16 protein-coding genes are annotated in these 20,038 nt (G+C 47.6%); 9 read left to right on the plus strand and 7 right to left on the minus strand.

What is annotated here, in order from left to right; genetic code table 11:
- Window positions 1–31: 31 nt before the first annotated feature.
- From gndA to L2713_RS12105, 3 genes are all read right to left on the minus strand, one after another.
- Complete coding sequence (gene gndA, locus L2713_RS12095) at window positions 32–1,558, minus strand: NADP-dependent phosphogluconate dehydrogenase (RefSeq protein ID WP_248968074.1); 1,527 nt, start codon at window positions 1,556–1,558, stop codon at window positions 32–34.
- Between the two features lie 228 nt (window positions 1,559–1,786).
- Window positions 1,787–2,101, minus strand: coding sequence for a quaternary ammonium compound efflux SMR transporter SugE (gene sugE, locus L2713_RS12100; protein ID WP_011625939.1), 315 nt, complete (start codon window positions 2,099–2,101; stop codon window positions 1,787–1,789).
- 368 nt (window positions 2,102–2,469) lie between these two features.
- Window positions 2,470–4,377 (minus strand): propionyl-CoA synthetase, encoded by a 1,908-nt coding sequence (locus L2713_RS12105; RefSeq protein WP_248968075.1) that lies wholly within the window; start codon window positions 4,375–4,377, stop codon window positions 2,470–2,472.
- A gap of 226 nt (window positions 4,378–4,603) precedes the next feature.
- On the opposite strand from L2713_RS12105, the gene L2713_RS12110 reads away from it, so the two are divergent.
- From L2713_RS12110 to L2713_RS12150, 9 genes are all read left to right on the plus strand, one after another.
- The gene (locus L2713_RS12110) at window positions 4,604–6,286 is read left to right on the plus strand and encodes a L,D-transpeptidase family protein (protein ID WP_248968076.1); all 1,683 of its coding nucleotides are present in this window, start codon (window positions 4,604–4,606) and stop codon (window positions 6,284–6,286) included.
- Between the two features lie 272 nt (window positions 6,287–6,558).
- On the plus strand, window positions 6,559–6,963 hold the full coding sequence (locus L2713_RS12115; RefSeq protein ID WP_011623082.1) for a MerR family transcriptional regulator: 405 nt from the start codon (window positions 6,559–6,561) through the stop codon (window positions 6,961–6,963).
- Between the two features lie 153 nt (window positions 6,964–7,116).
- Window positions 7,117–8,286, plus strand: a complete 1,170-nt coding sequence (locus tag L2713_RS12120) for an isovaleryl-CoA dehydrogenase (protein WP_011716702.1) — start codon at window positions 7,117–7,119, stop codon at window positions 8,284–8,286.
- Window positions 8,287–8,386: 100 nt separating this feature from the next.
- The gene (locus L2713_RS12125) at window positions 8,387–9,994 is read left to right on the plus strand and encodes a carboxyl transferase domain-containing protein (RefSeq protein WP_248968077.1); all 1,608 of its coding nucleotides are present in this window, start codon (window positions 8,387–8,389) and stop codon (window positions 9,992–9,994) included.
- Window positions 9,995–10,053: 59 nt separating this feature from the next.
- Window positions 10,054–10,899 (plus strand): enoyl-CoA hydratase-related protein, encoded by an 846-nt coding sequence (locus L2713_RS12130; RefSeq protein ID WP_248968078.1) that lies wholly within the window; start codon window positions 10,054–10,056, stop codon window positions 10,897–10,899.
- Window positions 10,899–12,938: an acetyl/propionyl/methylcrotonyl-CoA carboxylase subunit alpha gene (locus L2713_RS12135; protein ID WP_224020692.1), complete on the plus strand. Its 2,040-nt coding sequence runs from the start codon at window positions 10,899–10,901 to the stop codon at window positions 12,936–12,938. Before L2713_RS12130 ends, L2713_RS12135 begins: the two co-directional genes overlap by 1 nt.
- Window positions 12,939–13,886 (plus strand): hydroxymethylglutaryl-CoA lyase, encoded by a 948-nt coding sequence (locus tag L2713_RS12140; protein WP_248968079.1) that lies wholly within the window; start codon window positions 12,939–12,941, stop codon window positions 13,884–13,886.
- Between the two features lie 68 nt (window positions 13,887–13,954).
- Complete coding sequence (locus L2713_RS12145) at window positions 13,955–14,659, plus strand: CoA transferase subunit A (RefSeq protein WP_011623088.1); 705 nt, start codon at window positions 13,955–13,957, stop codon at window positions 14,657–14,659.
- A 110-nt stretch (window positions 14,660–14,769) separates the two neighbouring features.
- Entirely contained in the window at window positions 14,770–15,426 is a 657-nt protein-coding gene (locus tag L2713_RS12150; RefSeq protein ID WP_011623089.1) for a 3-oxoacid CoA-transferase subunit B, read from the plus strand.
- A 750-nt stretch (window positions 15,427–16,176) separates the two neighbouring features.
- Here the strand turns inward: L2713_RS12150 and L2713_RS12155 are convergent.
- From L2713_RS12155 to L2713_RS12170, 4 genes are read right to left on the minus strand one after another with little or no spacing between them, the layout of a single operon-like run.
- Complete coding sequence (locus L2713_RS12155; protein WP_248968080.1) at window positions 16,177–18,075, minus strand: AAA family ATPase; 1,899 nt, start codon at window positions 18,073–18,075, stop codon at window positions 16,177–16,179.
- Window positions 18,065–18,568 carry an ABC-three component system middle component 5 gene (locus L2713_RS12160; RefSeq protein WP_248968081.1) on the minus strand — a complete coding sequence of 168 codons (504 nt, stop codon included), beginning with the start codon at window positions 18,566–18,568 and terminating at the stop codon, window positions 18,065–18,067. The genes L2713_RS12155 and L2713_RS12160 overlap by 11 nt, the downstream gene beginning before the upstream one ends.
- On the minus strand, window positions 18,568–19,107 hold the full coding sequence (locus L2713_RS12165) for an ABC-three component system protein (protein ID WP_248968082.1): 540 nt from the start codon (window positions 19,105–19,107) through the stop codon (window positions 18,568–18,570). Before L2713_RS12165 ends, L2713_RS12160 begins: the two co-directional genes overlap by 1 nt.
- Window positions 19,108–19,269 carry a hypothetical protein gene (locus L2713_RS12170; RefSeq protein ID WP_248968083.1) on the minus strand — a complete coding sequence of 54 codons (162 nt, stop codon included), beginning with the start codon at window positions 19,267–19,269 and terminating at the stop codon, window positions 19,108–19,110. It lies immediately after the preceding gene.
- Window positions 19,270–20,038: the final 769 nt, after the last annotated feature.

Here is a 20,038-nt window from a genome sequence, read left to right on the forward strand (position 1 = left end):
GCCCCTATTTAGGGGCCTTTGTACAATTTATTTAGAGTTTGATTAATACCCTGTTTGGGGCACTCCAATCTAAATGATATTTCTCGCCAGCGGGCTTATCTAAGCGCTCAAAGGTATGGGCACCGAAAAAGTCCCTTTGACCTTGAAGCAAGTTTGCTGGCAGGGTTTCGCTGCGGTAACTGTCGTAATAGGCCAATGCCGAACTAATACAAGGCACGGGGATCCCTTGCATCACTGCCGCCGCCACAGCACTGCGCCACTCGGTTTGTTTTTCCGACAAGGTAGTTGCAAAGGTGTCGGCCATCAATAAACAGCTTAAGTCCGCATTCGCTTGATAAGCTTGAGTGATAGATTGCAAGAAGGTGGCACGAATAATACAACCCGCACGCCAAATCTTCGCGATTTCAGCAAAATCGAGCTGCCATTTTTGCTCCTGCGCCGTCATCGCCATGAGTTGGAAACCCTGGGCGTAGCAACACACTTTAGCGCAATAGAGCGCACTCTCTAAGGCATCGATTAAAAAGGCTTTTTGAGCATCATCCATCGCCACAGAGGCAGGACCTGAGAGCTTTTTACTGAGCTCAACACGGAGGGATTTTTGGGTGCTGACCGCGCGCGCATAAACCGCTTCGGCAATAGTGGGAGCCGGACAACCAATTTGCAAACTGCTTACCGCAGTCCATAGGCCTGTGCCCTTTTGCCCTGCTTTATCGAGGATCATCTCAACTAATGGCTGACCCGTTAGCGGATCCGCCTGTTTGAGCACCTCGGCGCTGATCCCCATCAGATAGCTGTTTAAACTGCCCTTATTCCAGCGTTCAAACACCTCACCCACTTGTGCTGCACTCATGCCTAAGCCATCGTGCATTAACTGATAGGCTTCGCAAATCAGCTGCATATCGGCGTATTCAATCCCGTTATGCACCATTTTCACATAATGTCCGGCGCCAGCAGGACCAATATAGGTCGTGCAAGGCTCACCTTCGGTCACGGGATTACCCGGCTCAAACCGCTCAATCGGCAGCCCTGTTTGAGGATCAACCTTAGCGGCAATGGCCTTCCAAATCGGCGCCACATGCTGCCAAGCACCAAGATCGCCACTTGGCATTAATGAAGGGCCAAAACGAGCACCCACTTCTCCGCCCGAAACCGCCGAGCTGAAGAAGATAAATTTCCCTTGGTAACGCTTTTCGCGCTCAACGGTATCCGTCCAAAGACTGTTGCCCGTATCGATAACGATGTCGTCCGCTTCGATACCGGCAGAAATCAAGGCATGACATACCCCATCCACAGGCGCACCCGCAGGGACAGACAGCACGAGAATACGGGGTTGAGCGAGGCTTGCTAACATTTCTGAAAGATTAGCACAGCCTGTAATACGCAGATCCTGTCCTACACGTTCTTGTTTTTCTTGCTGTAAAACACCGTTGACTTTAACAGGATCGAGGTCGAAGGCACTGACGCGATATTGATTGTCGGCAATGTTTAGCGCGAGGTTTTTGCCCATCACGCCAAGGCCAATCACGCCAATGTCATTAAGATTGCTGTGGTTTTGCATTATATAATTCCCACGGGTCACAGAGGTTAGAAATAACCAATTTGGAGGTGTAATTATATCGGGCTTTGTAACTTAATTACCAGAGACAATAGACGATGCATACGATTGGTAATCTCGATTACCGTCTAAGATGCGTTGTTTTTTCAGGAGAATATTCCTAGATTTCTTCAAACATCTTTACCAATCGTATACATCTGGGGCGAGCGCTTCCTTGGGGAAGTGAATTGATTAATGAGCGAGTTTTAAACCGAGTACGCCAAGCAAAATGAGGATTAAACTGACAATTTTCAGCAGGCTCACCCCTTCACCTAAGAGAATAATGCCCGCAATCGCGGTGCCCATGGCACCGATGCCAACCCAAACCCCATACGCCGTACCTATTGGCAGCTGTTTAACCGCCAGCCCCAATAACAGCACACTCACTGTCATGGAGAACACAGTAAAGACACTCGGCCAGAGGCGGCTAAATCCGTCGGTGTACTTAAGCCCTATGGCCCAACCAATTTCAAATAGCCCAGCAAGAATTAATAGAAACCAGCTCATAGAGAACTCCCATACGGGGTCGTCCCCAAATTGATATCGGCGTATTTAGGGTCGTCCCTAAGCCGTTGTGAGTATATTTACATCGAATGTTTATTTAGATCGAAAGTATGTTTGGATCTAAAGCATTGAGGCAGACAAAGGTGCCTGATGAGGAAGCTAAGATCCAATGTCCTAAACGCCCGATGCCAAAGCAGAACCTTTAGGATGCGGGCTAGACTAGCAAATAGTGATGTATAAGAGCAAGCCTTGGACTTTAGCGATTTCATCCAAAATAAAAGCGATAGTCTGATGGGACTCTCTCATCAGACTATTGCTTTATCTTGGCTTTACTGCCCCTATTTAAGGACGCTCACGACTACCTAGTCAGATTACCCCACGAGAGCATCGGCATAACCCATGCGGGTTAAGGTTGTGCGGACTAAATCGAGTGTCTGCGGATCTTCAATAGTCGCTGGCGCCGTATATTGCTGATTATCGGCAATTTTACGCATAGTGCCGCGCAGGATTTTGCCCGAGCGGGTTTTCGGCAGCTTTTGAATCGCACTCACCAACCTAAAGGACGCGACGGGACCAATTTCTTGACGAACGAGGGCAATTAACTGTTTATGCAGCTCCTCGTCCGTAATGGTCACCCCCTTTTTCAGCACCACTAAGCCCAAGGGCACTTGACCTTTGAGTTTATCGTCGACGCCAATCACGGCCGCTTCGGCCACATCGGGATGCTGGCACAACACCTCTTCAAACCGCCCGGTGGAGAGTCTATGGCCAGCTACATTAATAATGTCATCGATACGGCTCATGATATACAGATAGCCATCTTCATCCATGTAACCCGCATCCCCAGTGAGGTAATAACCTGGGTACATAGATAAGTAACTGTCTTGATAGCGTTTATTATTTTGCCAGAGCGTAGTGAGTGTGCCCGGTGGCAGCGGCAATTTGATGACCACATTACCAGAGACATTCGCCGCCACTTTGGCGCCCATCTCATCGACCACATCGACCTCATACCCTGGGACGGGTCTGCCAGGCGATCCCGCTTTAACGGCAATCGGTGCCACGCCCATCAGGTTTGCCGCCACAGGCCAGCCCGTTTCAGTTTGCCACCAATGGTCGATAACCGGTTTATGCAGTTTCGCTTCGGCCCAATGCAAAGTATCGGGATCGCAGCGCTCCCCTGCCAAAAAGACATTCTTCAAGCAGCTTAAATCAACACCTTGGATAAATTCGCCGTCGGGATCTTCGCGCTTAATTGCACGGATCGCCGTGGGCGCGGTAAAAAAGCTTTTGACTCGATACTTAGCAATCGTGCGCCAAAAGGCGCCGGGATCCGGCGTACCTACGGGTTTACCTTCGTATAACAAGGTTGTCGCCCCGACAAGCAGCGGACCATAGACAATATAGGAGTGTCCCACAACCCAGCCCACATCCGATGCTGCCCAAAACACATCCCCTTGGGCAATATCATAAATATTGGCCATGGACCAAGCCAATGCCACCGCATGGCCGCCATTGTCTCGCACCACACCTTTGGGTTGACCCGTGGTCCCTGAGGTATAAAGCACATACAGGGGATCGGTGGCTTTTACCGTCACACAATCGGCACTATCGCTAGTACATAAGGCGGTTTGCCAATCCTTATCGCGCCCCGCTTGCATCTGCGCTTCATATTGGGGGCGATTTAAAATCAAGCAGTGCTCTACTTTGTGCACCGCTTCATTTAATGCTTTGTCCAGTAAGGGTTTATAGGGCACCACGCCTGAAGGCTCAATCCCGCAGGAGGCAGACATTACCAACTTTGGTTTGGCATCATTGATCCGAGTCGCCAGCTCATTGGCCGCAAAGCCGCCGAAGACCAGCGAATGAATAGCGCCAATGCGCGCGCAGGCAAGCATGGCATAGGCGGTCTCGGGCACCATGGGCATGTAGATGACCACACGGTCTCCCTTAGTCACGCCAACACTTTGCAAATAGCCCGCAAGCCTTGCCACTTGGGCCTGCAACTCACGGTAAGTAATGCTGTATTCGGTTTCAGTCACAGGGCTCACGTAATGAATAGCGATTTGCTCACCACGCCCCGCCAACACATGCCTGTCCACCGCGTTGTAGCAAGTGTTTAACTCGCCATCGCTGAACCAGTGATAAAACGGTGCCTCGCTTTCATCTAATATTTGTTTGCTCGGCGTCACCCAGTCTAAGGCCTTGGCGGCTTGTTGCCAAAATGCCTGTTTATTCGCAATGGATGTCTGATGTAATTGTTGTCCAACATCTGTCATAAGGCCTCCCATCATGACACTCACCCATGTCACCACAGATGAAACTCTCCCCTTCCTTCCCTCAGGGATTATGACCTGCCCTGCGCTATTCCCCCATTAGACTAAGGGATATAACCGCTAAAATTGTTAAACATGTTGGATAATTGTACATCTCGCTTGCTGTGCGAAATGATTCAACTTAGTCTTATGTCTTTAATGGTTTTTTTCATGGAAAGAAATACTCATTATGATGCGCTTCAAACAATTCAAACCTGCCTTACTCCTGATCCTCAGTCTCGTTAGCGCGAGCAGCTTTGCGTCAACCCAACAGCTAGAGACTTTACTCGAACCCTTATCTATTGGTGAGCGAGCGAAAGTCGACAACACTCAGGTCATTAGTGCCAAGTTGCTGTCGCGGGTCTACCAAGTACGTCAATATCAGCCGCTTTGGCAAGATAGAGACTACGCGGGCACTATGCTCGATGTGATAAAAAGTGCCGATGATGAAGGATTGTCGAAGGAAGATTATCACTACTCCAAGCTAGTCGAACTTTACCAACAGCTCAGTGCCTCGAGTTGGCAGGATGAATACCGCAGCAATGTATTTGAAGTGCTCCTAAGCGATGGGATCATCACCTACGCCATTCATTTACTGAATGGCAAAGTAAACCCCAGTATGCTCGGCAAAACCTGGAATTATGATGAAACCCATCTCGATTTCGACACCACATTAAAGCAGCTCGAAGAACACATTAAAGCGCACACTGTGGCTGACGCTATTGCAGGCTTAGCGCCTAAGATTGCACCCTATCACCAGCTTAAACAGTATCTTGCCCAGTACAAAGACTTGGCGGCGCGTTATCCTTTTAGCCCCATACCCTATACGGAAGTCATCAAACCGGGTAGTACTTCCCCCTCGGTACAAGGTATTGCCACACGGCTAACCGAGTTAGGTTACTTAGCTGCAAGTGCGCCAGCGGACAATAGCGCCGCCCAGAACCAGCCCTTAACATACGACAGCACGCTTGAAGCCGCGGTGCGTCAATTCCAAACCGACCACAGTCTCAAAGCCGATGGCGTGATTGGTGCGGGCACTATGGCGGCGCTCAATGTGCCCTACTCGCAACGGGTCGATCAGATCCGTATTAACCTCGAGCGTGCGCGCTGGTTATCGGCAAACTTGCCCGCCAATTACCTGATCGTTAACTTAGCAGGTTATGAGCTGTTACTCTTTAAAGACAATAGCTTAAGCTGGCGAACCGACATTATCATCGGCAAAATTAACGCTAAAACGCCGCTGTTTAAATCCAAGTTAAAATACGTGGTCGTTAATCCAACTTGGACTGTGCCCCGCAGCATCTCGACAGAGATCATCAATCACTTACGTAAAGATCCCGATTATTTACAGAAGAAACACTTTAAAGTAGTCGAAGGCTCGGGCACGCCCGTCGATGCAAGTGGTATCGATTGGCATAGCATGACGCGCAAAAACTTCCCCTACTGGTTTGTGCAAGACCCTGGTGAAGATAACTCTCTAGGTTTAGTTAAGTTTATCTTCCCTAACCAATACTCGATTTATCTGCACGATACGCCAGCTAAAAGTCTGTTTGAACAAACGGATAGAGCCTTCAGTCATGGCTGTATTCGAGTCAAAGATCCACTCGTGCTGGCGGATAAATTGCTAAGTGCCAATGCCAATTGGTCAAGTAACACGCTCAGTAGCAAATTGAGTGAGGGAAAAACGGAAAACCTGTTCTTAGATGAACCCTTAGACATTTTGATCATGTATTGGACCGTCACCTTAAAGGACGGGAAAATCAAGTTTTACAATGACATATACAAACGCGATCCGGTACTTATCGAGGCGTTAAACCGCCCAACCTATGAGGGTGTGTTAGCCGATGATGGTTTACTCAACACTATGGAGTAAGCGCTAATAATCGCGGCATTTGATACAAGTTGTTTGCTCAATCCACAGCGCTGCGTTGCCCAATAGTAAGACGAGGGCAACGCGGCACTTCCCCGCTTCACCAGAGCCTTTCCCTCTCGCGCTTACATCATTAATATCAATAGTTTGAACTGAAGCCGCTCGAGCGAGTGGCAACAAGAATTGACAAAAAAATCAGACTAACCACGTCGCAATCTTTACCTTTACGTAAACTTCATATATCTTGCATAAAAATGATTAACTAAGGTGCCTGAATGAGCGCAACTAACACGCCACAAACGACTTATTCGATCAGTGATCTCTCTAAAGAGTTTGATATCACGACCCGAAGCATTCGTTTTTACGAAGACCAAGGCTTACTTAAGCCAAAACGTCGCGGTCAAACCCGCATTTACAGTCTCAAAGACAGGGTTCGACTCAAACTTATCCTGCGCGGCAAGCGCCTTGGGTTCTCCCTCGCAGAAACCCGTCGCCTATTCGAACTCTACGATGCCGACAAGAGCAGCACCACCCAGCTCAATACCATGCTTGCCCTAGTGGAAGAGAAAAAATCCGCACTGCAGCAGCAAATGGACGACATTAAAGTGGTACTGATGGAGCTGAATTCGGCCGAGCAGCAATGCCGCCTCGCCCTAGAAGAAAGCAAGGCCAAGGCCTAATTCCTTCGAGGCTTGCGAGCATAGCATTAATCAACACCTCAGTTGGTACGACCGCGTGACAGGGATAAATCACGCACTGTAAGACGGTTTTAAAGACTCAAGCACCTAATAATCATAAAAATATAAATTAGAACCTTAGATAGGACACAAGCAATGAACTCACTCTACACCAGTCTCAATTTTGGCCTAGGCGAAGAAGTCGATATGCTGCGCGATGCGGTGCAAGATTTCGCTAAACACGAAATCGCCCCCATTGCCGCTAAAGTCGACCACGACAATGCCTTCCCTAACGAAATTTGGCCCGTGCTCGGTGGAATGGGACTCTTAGGTGTTACTGTGCCTGAGGAATACGGCGGAGCAAACATGGGCTATCTTGCCCACGTGGTCGCCATGGAAGAGATTTCCCGTGCCTCGGCCTCTATCGGGTTAAGTTACGGCGCCCACTCCAACCTGTGTGTCAACCAAATTAATCGCAACGGTAATGCTGAGCAAAAAGCCAAGTATTTACCAAAGCTGGTCAGCGGTGAACATATCGGCGCTCTGGCGATGAGTGAGCCCAATGCAGGGTCAGATGTGGTTTCTATGAAGCTGCACGCCCGTAAAGAAGGCGACCGCTATATCCTCAATGGCAACAAAATGTGGATCACCAACGGTCCCGATGCCAATACCTATGTAATTTATGCCAAAACCGACTTAACCAAAGGCGCACACGGCATCACGGCCTTTATCGTTGAGCGTGGTTTTAAAGGTTTCAGCCAAGCGCAAAAACTCGACAAACTGGGGATGCGCGGTTCAAACACCTGTGAACTGGTGTTTGAAGATGTCGAAGTGCCAGAGGAAAACATTCTCGGCGGCCTCAACAATGGCGTCAAAGTGCTGATGAGCGGCTTAGATTACGAGCGCGTCGTGCTGTCAGGCGGCCCGCTGGGGATCATGAACGCCTGTATGGACATCGTCGTGCCTTATATCCACGAGCGTGAGCAATTTGGCAAATCCATCGGTGAATTCCAATTAGTACAAGGCAAATTAGCCGATATGTACACCGGCATGAACGCCGCCAAAGCCTATGTGTATAGCGTGGCGAAATCCTGCGATCGCGGTGAAACCACCCGCAAAGACGCCGCGGGCGCCATTCTTTACAGCGCGGAGCTGGCGACCAAAATGGCACTGGATGCCATTCAATTGCTCGGCGGTAACGGATACGTCAACGAGTATGCCACTGGCCGCTTACTGCGCGATGCCAAACTCTATGAGATTGGCGCCGGCACCTCAGAAATTCGCCGTATGCTGATTGGCCGCGAGCTCTTTAACGAATCGAAATAAGCAGCCAAGGGCGAGCGGCGCATGACGAGCTTTAGCCTTTCATGCCCCTCGCCCACCGAGCCAACTGATACTGAGTTACCGCTTTATAAGGACAATCAAAGTGACGCAATTAAGCAGTCGTATCAACGCCCGTAGCGATGAATTTAAAGCCAAATCCGACGATATGGCCGCCCTCGTGGCCGATCTCAAAACCAAACTCGCCAAAATTGAACTCGGTGGCGGCCCCGTTGCCCTAGAGCGCCATTTGGCCCGCGGTAAACTCCTTCCTCGTCAACGGGTTGAGAAACTCCTCGACGCAGGTTCGCCCTTTTTAGAATTGTCGCAATTTGCGGCATTTGAAGTCTATGACGAAGAAGTCCCCGCCGCAGGCATTATCGCCGGTATCGGCCGAGTGAGTGGCGTAGAGTGCATGATTATCGCCAACGATGCCACGGTCAAAGGCGGCACTTACTACCCTATCACGGTCAAAAAACACTTAAGGGCACAAGAGATTGCCAGTCGCTGTCATCTGCCCTGTATCTATTTAGTCGACTCGGGCGGCGCTAACTTGCCCCGTCAGGATGAAGTATTCCCCGCTCGCGACCATTTCGGCCGGATTTTTTACAACCAAGCGCAAATGTCCGCCAAGGGCATTCCACAAATTGCGGTGGTGATGGGCCTATGTACCGCGGGCGGCGCCTATGTGCCTGCCATGGCCGATGAATCGATTATCGTTAAAGAACAAGGCACTATCTTCTTAGCTGGGCCGCCATTAGTTAAAGCCGCGACTGGTGAAGAAGTCAGCGCCGAAGAACTCGGCGGCGCCGATGTACACACTAAAATTTCAGGTGTCGCGGATCACTTAGCCCAAAACGATGAGCATGCATTAGAGCTTGCCCGCCGCGCAGTACTGCGTCTGAACCATCAAAAACAAATTACTAGTTTACTGAGCCCGGTTAAGCCACCTAAGTTTGATATCAGCGAACTCTACGGCATCGTCGGCACCGATCTGAAAAAGCCCTTCGATGTCAAAGAAGTGATCGCCCGCATCGTCGACGACTCCGATTTCGATGAGTTTAAGGCCAACTATGGCGCAACCCTAGTTTGTGGTTTTGCCCGTATTCACGGCTATCCCGTGGGGATTGTGGCCAACAACGGCATTTTATTCTCAGAATCGGCGCAAAAAGGCGCGCACTTTATCGAGCTATGCTGCCAGCGCAAGATCCCGCTGCTGTTCCTGCAAAACATCACCGGCTTTATGGTGGGTAAAAAGTACGAACACGAAGGTATCGCTAAGCACGGTGCCAAGATGGTGACCGCAGTCTCCTGCGCCAATGTGCCTAAATTCACAGTGATTATCGGTGGCAGCTACGGCGCGGGTAACTACGGTATGTGCGGCCGCGCGTTCGAGCCGACCATGATGTGGATGTGGCCCAATGCACGCATCTCTGTGATGGGTGGCGAGCAAGCCGCTGGCGTATTAGCGACAGTGCGCCGTGACGGTTTAGCCCGTAAAGGCGAAGAATGGTCTGCTGAGGACGAAAAAGCCTTTAAAGCACCGATTATTGCCCAATACGATAAAGAGGGTCATCCCTACCATGCCAGCGCCCGCCTGTGGGATGACGGCATTATCGACCCGGCGCAAACCCGTGATGTGGTGGGCCTTGCCCTGTCAGCCGCATTAAATGCCCCTATCGAAGACACCCGTTTCGGCGTCTTCCGTATGTAACGCATCTTGCGATGCCTTACGTATCACTCATAGAGGGAATTACTATGACGGGAATAATAATGACTGACACACAACACCAGAACACTAGCACTCAATCCTTAGGCAATTTGCAGCACGTCAGCTATGTGCTGAATAATGGCGTGGGCGAGTTAATCCTTAACCGAGCAGAAGTGCACAACGCCTTCGATGAGGTGATGATCAGCGAAATGATTGCTGTCCTCGGTTATTTTGCCGAGCACAAAGACTGCAAACTCTTGGTATTAAAAGCCAATGGCAAAAACTTCAGTGCAGGCGCCGACTTAAACTGGATGCGCAAACAAGCCAAGATGGATTTTGATCAAAACCTGAATGACGCCAAGGCGCTGGCTAAGCTGATGCAGGATTTAGATACCTTTCCAAAACCCACTATCGCCTTAGTCCAAGGCGCTGCCTTTGGCGGCGCACTTGGGTTAATTTGCGCCAGTGATATTGCCATCGCCACTGAGCGCGCAAGCTTCTGCTTAAGCGAAGTCAAACTAGGGCTTATCCCTGCGGTAATTAGCCCCTACGTTGCCCGCGCCATGGGTAATCGCGCCTCACGCCGCTATATGCTGACCGCGGAGCGTTTTGATGCGCAAACGGCGCTCAAACTCAATGTTATCCATGAAATAAACGATGATTTAGCGGCCGCAGCCCAACCGATTATCACCGCGCTGCTCGCCAACAGCCCGCAGGGAATGGCATGGGTAAAGACCCTACTCGCCCGCCTCGAAGACGGCGTGATAGACCAAGATACGATTGATTACACCAGCGAGCGCATCGCCCGCATTCGGGTATCTGATGAAGGCCAAGAAGGTTTAAACGCCTTCTTCGAAAAACGTCAGCCGAACTGGCACACGCCAACAGATACTCAAGGAGTTCTTTGATGTTGACTAACAGCATGTTCACTAAGCTTTTAATTGCTAACCGTGGTGAAATTGCCTGCCGCATTATCAAAACCGCGCAGGCCATGGGCGTTCGCACCGTAGCCTTATATTCCGATGCCGATAAAAACGCCCGCCATGTTGCCATGGCCGACGAATCGTTTTACTTAGGTGGCAGCGCCCCGGCGGATTCTTACCTCAAGGGCGACTTGATTATTGAAATCGCCAAAAAAGCTCAGGCGCAAGCCATTCACCCAGGTTATGGTTTTTTATCGGAAAACGCCGACTTTGCCCGCAAGTGTGAGGCGGCCGGTATCGTGTTTGTTGGCCCTGGCAGCGATGCCATCGATGCCATGGGCAGCAAGAGTGCAGCCAAAGCCATTATGACGGCGGCTCAAGTGCCTTTAGTGCCGGGTTACCATGGCGACGATCAAACCGATGCCACCCTCAAGGCTGAAGCCTTAAAAATCGGCTTTCCGATGCTGATTAAAGCCGCCTACGGTGGCGGTGGCAAAGGCATGCGTATCGTTGAGCATGAAGGCGAAATCATGGACGCCATCAACTCGGCGCGCCGTGAAGCGGCCTCGTCTTTTGGCAACGATAAGTTATTGATGGAACGTTATTTACGCCAACCGCGCCACGTCGAAGTACAAGTGTTTGCCGACACCTTTGGCAATGCAATTTACTTATCGGATCGCGACTGCTCGATTCAGCGCCGCCATCAAAAAGTGGTCGAAGAAGCCCCTGCCCCAGGTTTAAGTGATGAACTGCGCGCCCAAATGGGTGAAGCCGCCGTCGCTGCCGCCAAGGCCATCGATTATGTCGGTGCGGGAACCGTTGAATTCCTGTTAGATACCGACAATAGCTTCTACTTTATGGAGATGAATACCCGTCTGCAGGTAGAGCATCCTGTGACCGAAATGGTGACGGGCCAAGACTTAGTCAAATGGCAGTTAATGGTCGCCAGTGGTCAGCCGTTACCGCTCAAACAGGACGAAGTGCGTATCCATGGACACGCCTTTGAGGTACGTATTTACGCCGAAGATCCGCAAAATGAGTTTTTACCCGCCAGCGGTAAGCTCAACTTCCTGCGCGAGCCCGAGCAAAGCAAATACGTGCGTATCGATTCCGGCATCCGTGAAAACGATGTGATCAGTAATTTCTACGATCCTATGATAGCCAAGCTCATCGTGTGGGATGAGTCGCGTCCGCGCGCGCTACAGCGCCTAGTGCATGCCCTCGAGTCCTACCAAATCAGCGGGCTTAAGCACAATATTGAATTTTTGGCGAATATTGCCGAGCATCCTGCCTTTGCCAAGGCGGATTTTAGCACCGACTTTATCAACCGTTACGGCGATGCGCTGATTGGCAGTGCTTCGAGCGAAACCGATACGGCTATCGCTTTTGCCGCGCTGTATCAAGTACTTGCCCGTAAAGAAGCCGCCAAGGCACAGGCAATTAATAGCGCCGATCCTTACTCGCCTTGGGGCCAAGTCAGTGGCTTTAGACTCAACAGCGTTAGCCAGCATACTATTGCCCTGCTCGACGATGCCCACGAATTACAACAATTGGTGTTATTAGACTTTGGCGATCACTACCAATTATCCCAACCCGCAGCAGAGGGCCAAGTGAGCAAGTCCCTGAGTGGTGAGCTTAAGCAGGATTTACTGTTAGCCGAAATCAACGGCCATAAGAGTAAAGTGCCCGTCAGCGCTCAGGGCGATGATTTTACACTGTTTTTACCCTCAGGCAGTTATCACTTCAGGGCGGTAAAAACCCAAGTGGTTGAGGCCGAATCCAGCAATGAAGATAAACTCAAGGCCCCGATGAACGGCACAGTCGTCACCCACTTAGTGGAAGTCGGTGCAGAGGTGAAGGCGGGACAAGGGCTACTGGTGATGGAAGCGATGAAGATGGAATACACCATCGAAGCGCCCTTCGACGGTATTGTTACCGAGTTCTACTTCAAGGCGGGCGAGTTAGTGAGCGATGGCGCCGTGCTGCTCCATGTTGAGCCCAAAGCCCAGAGTGAGGAAGCCTAAATGTCTGCGCTGGATCTTTCGAACTTAAGCGCGACCTCGGTAAGCGCCAGCTCGGATAGGGTTAGCCTGTTCGAGATGGGGCCACGTGATGGCTTGCAGAATGAAGCCGCCGTCCCGACACAGGCCAAAGTCGCCTTGATTGAATCCCTCGCCGATGCGGGCGTGAAGCGAATTGAAGCAGGCAGCTTTGTGTCACCCAAATGGGTGCCACAAATGGCCGATAGCGGCGAAGTATTGCGCCAAATTCGCCGTCAAGCGGGCGTGGTTTACAGCGCCCTCACCCCCAATGTCAAAGGCTTGGAGCTGGCGCTGGATGCAAAAGCTTCCGAAGTCGCTATCTTTGGTGCGGCGTCACAAAGCTTTAGCCAACGCAATATCAACTGTTCGATTGAAGAGTCGATTGAACGCTTTATCCCGTTGATGGACATGGCAAAAGCCGCCAATATCCCAGTGCGTGGCTATGTGTCCTGCGTTTTAGGCTGCCCCTATGAAGGGGAAATCGCGGCGAGCGAAGTGGCAAGAGTGTCTGAAATCCTTTACAAAATGGGCTGTTACGAAATTTCGCTCGGCGACACTATCGGTGTAGGCACGCCGTTAAAAGCCCGTAAAATGCTGCAAGCCGTGATGGAGCGAGTGCCGGTAGAAAAACTCGCCCTGCACTTCCACGACACCTATGGCCAAGCATTAGCCAATATTACCGCCTGCCTCGACTTAGGTGTGCGCAGCTTTGATGCCTCAGTGGCGGGCCTAGGTGGTTGCCCGTATGCAAAAGGCGCATCGGGCAATCTGGCGAGTGAAGACTTGGTCTATATGCTCCACGGGCTCGGTTTGAAGACGGGTATCGATTTAGAAAAACTGGCATTAGCGGGTTTTGGGATCAGCAAACAATTAAATCGTCTTAATGGCTCTAAAGTCGCCAATGCAATCTTGCAGGGCGCTAAAGCCTAGACTCAAGCGTCGAGGCGCTAAACATACCTAGCGCCTTGAGGACTGAATAACAGTAAAAGGACATAAAAATGGCAGGACTCAATAAAGTCGTCAGCAGCTATGAAGAAGCGTTAGCAGGTTTATCCGATGATATGACCATTATGGTTGGCGGTTTTGGCCTGTGCGGTATTCCTGAAGGCTTAATCAATCAAATGGTTAAGATGGGCGTTAAGGGCTTAACCGCCATTTCAAACAACGCTGGTGTGGATGATTTCGGTCTGGGCTTATTGTTAAAACATCGCCAGATTTCGACCATGATCGCCTCCTACGTAGGTGAGAACGCCACTTTCGAACAGCAAATGCTCTCGGGCGAACTCAATGTGATTTTAACGCCGCAGGGCACGCTGGCGGAAAAAATCCGCGCGGGCGGTGCCGGTATTCCGGCGTTTTTCACCGCCACAGGCTACGGTACCCCCGTGGCGGAAGGCAAAGAAACCCGTGAAATCAAAGGCCGTCATTATGTGTTAGAAGAGTCTCTGACTGCCGATTTTGCCCTCGTTCGCGCTTGGAAGGCCGATACTATGGGTAACTTAGTGTTCCGCAAAACCGCCGCTAACTTTAACCCTATGATGGCGACTGCGGGCAAAATCACGGTAGTGGAAGCCGAGTTTATTGTGGAGCCGGGCGAGCTCGATCCTGATCATATCCATACACCCGGCATTTATGTTGATCGCGTCATCCAAGGCAAGTTCGAGAAACGTATCGAGCAGCGCACGGTAAAAGCGGCGAAATAAGCAACGCTGAACGATTAACTACGCAAGCTAAAGCGACAGAGTCTAAGCCCTAAATAAAGACCGAAAAATTGAGGCCAATAGCGACTCTAGGTAAAGGAAGGATAAAGATCATGGCATTATCAAGAGAACAACTGGCACAGCGCGTTGCCAAAGAATTACAAGACGGCTACTACGTCAACCTCGGTATTGGTATTCCCACGCTCGTGGCCAACTACATTCCCGCAGGCATGGAAGTGATGCTGCAATCGGAAAACGGCCTGCTCGGCATGGGTGAATTTCCGACGGAAGAAACCATCGATCCGGATTTAATCAACGCCGGCAAACAAACCGTTACCGCGGTAAAAGGGGCCTCGTTTTTCTCCTCCGCCGAAAGCTTTGCGATGATCCGTGGCGGCCATGTGGACTTAACCGTACTCGGCGCCTTTGAGGTCGATGTGAATGGTTCCATTGCCTCATGGATGATCCCAGGCAAGCTCATCAAGGGCATGGGCGGCGCAATGGATTTAGTCGCGGGTGCGGAAAATATCATCGTCACTATGATGCACGCCGATAAGTACGGCAACTCTAAGCTGTTACCCGTGTGCGAATTGCCCCTCACAGGTTACGGCTGTATCAAACGTGTTGTCACCGATTTAGCCTTTATCGAGATTAAAGATGGCGCCTTCCATCTGTTAGAGCGCGCCCCCGGTGTCAGCGTTGAAGAAATTGTCAGCAAAACCGCTGGCAAATTAATCGTGCCTGACCATGTACCAGAGATGGTGTTTTAAGCGTTCTTTAAAATGCGCAAATAACCTATAGCAATAAGGCTTGAAACTTACGTTAAATTGAAGCTTTAGCCTAAAAAGTGTTGAGCGTTAACCGATTTTTTAGTTTTAAAAAGCCCAGAAGATGATTCTGGGCTTTTTATTGCTTTGCTTAACTGTCGAGTGCAACAGCACTTATGCTCTGGCGACACGCCGTAAACCCATCCTTGGGGGCTCAACGAAAAAGTCCCTTTTTCCGATGGTCGCCAATGCATCAGCGCTGTTTGCTGCAATGTTCTGCGTATTCAACCCTGCTTTATACATCGTGTGCATTGGTGACTTGTATAGCCGTTTTACCTCACAGTTAGCCACCCTGTATGCAGTTGCGGTAAACTTGCCGCAGCCTAAATAGTAAGGATGCTCAAGTTGTTAGCTAAATATCTTAATGTTGGTGAGAAATAAGTCTTATACTAAACTGTCAATTATCCCTGCTAGAACCGTTTAAGATTAAACGTGGCCAAAAATACAGATTCATACTAGTTGCTACTACCAAGTCCAAACCAAGCTACAACTGAGTATTAAAGTATCATACTCGTTGTAACTCACTTCGGGACATTTTCGAGTTAAAGACTTAACTCTAACAAGTCTGTTTTGGATAAAAATTTCTATGGATTAACGCCGCGCTCACCGATAAATTAGGAGCACAGCGAGTAATTTATCCGAGTGCAGCGCCTTGTTATAAGTCGTTTTTCTTTACAGTCGTATATAGAGAAATCAATTAAAAGATTTTAGGCTTTTATTTGACTCGCTATATTCCTCACCAACTATATAATCCTTTGACCTTAAACTTTCATCAATATTTTTTGTCGCAAAGACCAATTGAAAATCTGTTTCGTAACGGGATAGAGCCTCAACAACGACCTTTTGAAAGTTCTTCGAGCGGTCATCTTCCATCCCGCCATTTTCAATACCATCGAGAACCAAGAATCTGGGGAGGCGTACATATGTTTTTTCAAGTGCTGCCATCAACAGAGCAACATGAAAAGCGTTATTTAACAAGACTATTCCACTTTCTGAGAAGGCTGTTTTTCCATTCACTGATACACTATTGGCAGCAAAATCAAACTCTGCATACTCTGCATTTTTAAATTCCTTTTCTGAACCATTATCTTTTCGAAGCAACTCACAAAGCTTCTCGGAGATAAGCGCCTGAATTTCCGGCTCACGCTTAAATCTTTGTTTTCCTATCAATTCTATTTTGTCACTAAGCCTGTTAACTTCAGACTGAACAGTGTCTCGCTCACCACGCAATTCGATTAAAGACTGATGAAGCTCAGCAATTTTATCTAATGTTTGAAGTTTTTCTTCGAGTTCACCTGTTAGCCGGTAAAGATCAAATAGCTGCCTTTCTTTGCTTGCATCGACAGAGCTCATGCTTGCAGTAACTTTGCTAACTTGTTTCCTGAATAAGCTTCTTAATTCCTTTCGCTTATTTGTAAGATCCGTTAGTTTTTGCTTTTTCTTTTCCAATAACTTTTCAGATTCACGAAGCTGGATTGCTATTTCATTCTTCATTCTAAGGAGACTATTCGAACTATCTGTTGACTCTATCGGCTCACCACATAAGCTACAGCAGTCCTTGGCTTTTTCTTTGAGTGATTTATGGCAACTTGGACACGATGAGAATTTGAATCCATCAATCAAACCTCCAACTTTAATTGAGTCTCTTAGCGCACACTGTTTGTCAATAAGCTCAGATACAAACTCTTCAGAGTCAAGTATATTGTAATTCAATTGCTGAATTTCAGTTTCTACCTCTAACAGTTTGTTCCGAATTGCTACGCTTTCTTTTGCAGAGGATTCTGTTTCTTTTTTATCAGAACTGTATGAAATCAAAGACTTCTCTTTAACATCTATAATTTCGACATTAATAGAGGCAATTTTATCTAATATATTTTTTTTCTGTTCTTCAATGGTTCCGACACCCTCACCAAAAGAAGTCTTTCCAACGACCGACTGAATTGCCTGAAGTTTTGCAATTATCTTTTGTAGATTCTTTTCTTCTTCAATAAGTTTTATCTTTGCGTCATAAAGTTCATTATCGTATAAGCCTAATAAGTATTTACCTACAGATTCCCTTTTGAATGCAGAATCGAACGGCTCATTGTTAAATATGGCACTAGAAGTATTTGATTGGTCTGCATAAATTAGTCGATATACTTGATGTAAAGTTACATTGTTATTGTTTGCATCTGCTTTTGCTTCGGGCAGGCCAAGTACTTCAAACATTTGTTGAGAAAAACTCGGTTTGCTTCCTATTGAATACGGATAATTAAACCAATTTGTGAGAGGAGAGGCTAATGCCACATCCATTTCTGAAAAACAAAAATCCATTGATTGCTTATCTGAACCATTGTTTTTACGCCTAATGGTAACGGGACTGCCATTGACTTTTAACTCAACATAAATATTGTCACAAAGACCCGCTTCTTCTTTCCAATTTGGGACTTCGTATCCTAGTCCATACATTAAAAGTTGAATTACGGAGGTTTTGCCAGAACCATTCTTACCAGACAATACATTAACGCCATGATGAAAGGCTTCATCAAAAGCGACTATAGAGCCTCTTTTTACATGAAGCCTCTCAACCTTCAAAGTAGGTTTAATTAACATCGTATCTATAATCCATTAAGCTTGTTATTTTTTTTAGTCCATCAGAACCCGTAACTGAGATCGATATTAAATTTTCAACAATAAAATCAATTGCTTGACTAGATATGCTATTTTCTTTTGATTCAGCTAAGCTCTTTAATCCTTCAGGAATATTTTCGAGGTAGACATTATATTCCGAGGAGTTATTACCTGTTTTCAACACCCCAAGAACAACTAGTCGCTCAATAGCAAGAAAATGTATTTCTTTCATCGCATTGAAGAGACTTTTTGGTTCAAAATTCTGATATCGGTTTTTGTAACTTTTAAACTCATTTTTATCGGTAAATTTATCTCTTGGAACAGATAGTTTTTCAATATGTGCAGGATTTGCGATTAAGAAGTCAAATAAACGCAGTGCATCACTTTCTAGACTTTCAGCTTTCCAAGAAATTAGTAATGCCGTCATGCGCAGAAGTGTATGGTTTGGATCCAGAGCTTTGTTATATAAAAGCATTATTTCCACTCCAAGTGGCAATTCCCCGTAAGGAAATAAACCATGCCATTGATTTGACGATTGAAAATTTCTAAAACATTATCACCTAGGTGAGCTTGAATTTCTTTCTCAAGATGCGTTCTGAAAAGTAGCTTCAATGCTGCTTCTTCCCTTACATCAAGTAACCTTATTTTAATATTTGCGTTAAAAATAGACTCAACTTCGGCCAATAGATAAGTAATGATTTTCTGAGCCGACTTGTAATGCTGATTCCGAATAATTAACTTACTAACTTCTTCCTTTAGTTCCTCTCCGACATCAACCAAATAACCAAACCCAGCATCTTCAAGTTTTTCAGTCAAATCTCGAATATCGTAATTTTCATTACTATAGTGAGTCAGCTCATCAATAATTACATAAGTCACTTGTTGATTTGACTTTTCTTCAACATACTTTTGCGACAGCAAATCCATCTGTGTAGGAGCTGGTAAGATATTTGTTATCTTGTCTCGTCCAACAACATCTCCGCCGGCCGTAATATTTCTGAGCCAATTAAACATTTACTTTTGAACCTTATCTCGGCCTACAACGTCGCCGCCAGCTCGTACATTTTTAAAGTTGCTTTTACTTCCAGATCTGAAGCTGATTACAACTTTTATTCCAAGCCCTAGTACAGCCAGAATAGCTACAGCTATTAAGCCAATTGTTATTAAATTATCCATTTCAGTACCTTTTGAACTAACTTATGTAATCGCACAGACTGATAAACCCGTTTGGGAGTTAGCGCTAGTGCTGCTGATTATGAACTCAGACTTATAACATTTTATTCCTACGCATGCGCGTTTACCTCATTAGACCTGTGAAAACGCGCACGGTTAACTATCTGTATGCAAACAACTTATCAGCTTTCTGCCAAATATACCATCTGGCAAAACGCGCATGCGCGTTTTGCCAGACCTATGAACTAAAAGCAAGATACTATAGTCAATTGATTTTATAGCGTTTTATTTATTGCGTATGGAATTAGTGCGCACTGATTTTGTCTAAAAATAATACCAAAACACCTAAATTTAAATATGACTGTATAGCCATACATTATTAGCCGTTTAGCGGTAGGGCCAAACATAGGTAACTAGATGAAAATTTGTATAGCAGCAGGAGTGGGAATTCTCGATTGAGCTAACTAACCGAAATCGGAATGGGGCATTAGCTTTTTTGGCAAATGAACAGTTCAATGATCGTAAAGATTGCCATTGTTGCAACTGTGACCGTTGGCGGCATGGATGCCGCCGGCGAGCCTATAGGGATATATTCACGGCGTGTCACAGGGGAAACAGTGGCAATGCATATATCGCAATATCCGATTCAGCCGACTTGTTTTGGGGCAAAAAACTTTTAGCCAGATGAACAGTTCAATGGTCGTTAAGATTGTCATTGTTGCAACTGTGACGTTGGCGGCATGGCCGCTCTTTCACATCTAACCCATAAGGA

The organism is Shewanella seohaensis (assembly GCF_023283775.1).
GTDB lineage: Bacteria > Pseudomonadota > Gammaproteobacteria > Enterobacterales > Shewanellaceae > Shewanella > Shewanella seohaensis.

Bases quoted from the DNA above. Each gene is read 5' to 3' on its own strand.
- gndA (WP_248968074.1), bottom strand. From the start codon at position 1,558: ATGCAAAACCACAGCAATCTTAATGACATTGGCGTGATTGGCCTTGGC.
- sugE (WP_011625939.1), bottom strand. From the start codon at position 2,101: ATGAGCTGGTTTCTATTAATTCTTGCTGGGCTATTTGAAATTGGTTGG.
- L2713_RS12105 (WP_248968075.1), bottom strand. From the start codon at position 4,377: ATGACAGATGTTGGACAACAATTACATCAGACATCCATTGCGAATAAA.
- L2713_RS12110 (WP_248968076.1), top strand. From the start codon at position 4,604: ATGATGCGCTTCAAACAATTCAAACCTGCCTTACTCCTGATCCTCAGT.
- L2713_RS12115 (WP_011623082.1), top strand. From the start codon at position 6,559: ATGAGCGCAACTAACACGCCACAAACGACTTATTCGATCAGTGATCTC.
- L2713_RS12120 (WP_011716702.1), top strand. From the start codon at position 7,117: ATGAACTCACTCTACACCAGTCTCAATTTTGGCCTAGGCGAAGAAGTC.
- L2713_RS12130 (WP_248968078.1), top strand. From the start codon at position 10,054: ATGACTGACACACAACACCAGAACACTAGCACTCAATCCTTAGGCAAT.
- L2713_RS12135 (WP_224020692.1), top strand. From the start codon at position 10,899: ATGTTGACTAACAGCATGTTCACTAAGCTTTTAATTGCTAACCGTGGT.
- L2713_RS12140 (WP_248968079.1), top strand. From the start codon at position 12,939: ATGTCTGCGCTGGATCTTTCGAACTTAAGCGCGACCTCGGTAAGCGCC.
- L2713_RS12145 (WP_011623088.1), top strand. From the start codon at position 13,955: ATGGCAGGACTCAATAAAGTCGTCAGCAGCTATGAAGAAGCGTTAGCA.
- L2713_RS12150 (WP_011623089.1), top strand. From the start codon at position 14,770: ATGGCATTATCAAGAGAACAACTGGCACAGCGCGTTGCCAAAGAATTA.
- L2713_RS12155 (WP_248968080.1), bottom strand. From the start codon at position 18,075: ATGTTAATTAAACCTACTTTGAAGGTTGAGAGGCTTCATGTAAAAAGA.
- L2713_RS12160 (WP_248968081.1), bottom strand. From the start codon at position 18,568: ATGCTTTTATATAACAAAGCTCTGGATCCAAACCATACACTTCTGCGC.
- L2713_RS12165 (WP_248968082.1), bottom strand. From the start codon at position 19,107: ATGTTTAATTGGCTCAGAAATATTACGGCCGGCGGAGATGTTGTTGGA.
- L2713_RS12170 (WP_248968083.1), bottom strand. From the start codon at position 19,269: ATGGATAATTTAATAACAATTGGCTTAATAGCTGTAGCTATTCTGGCT.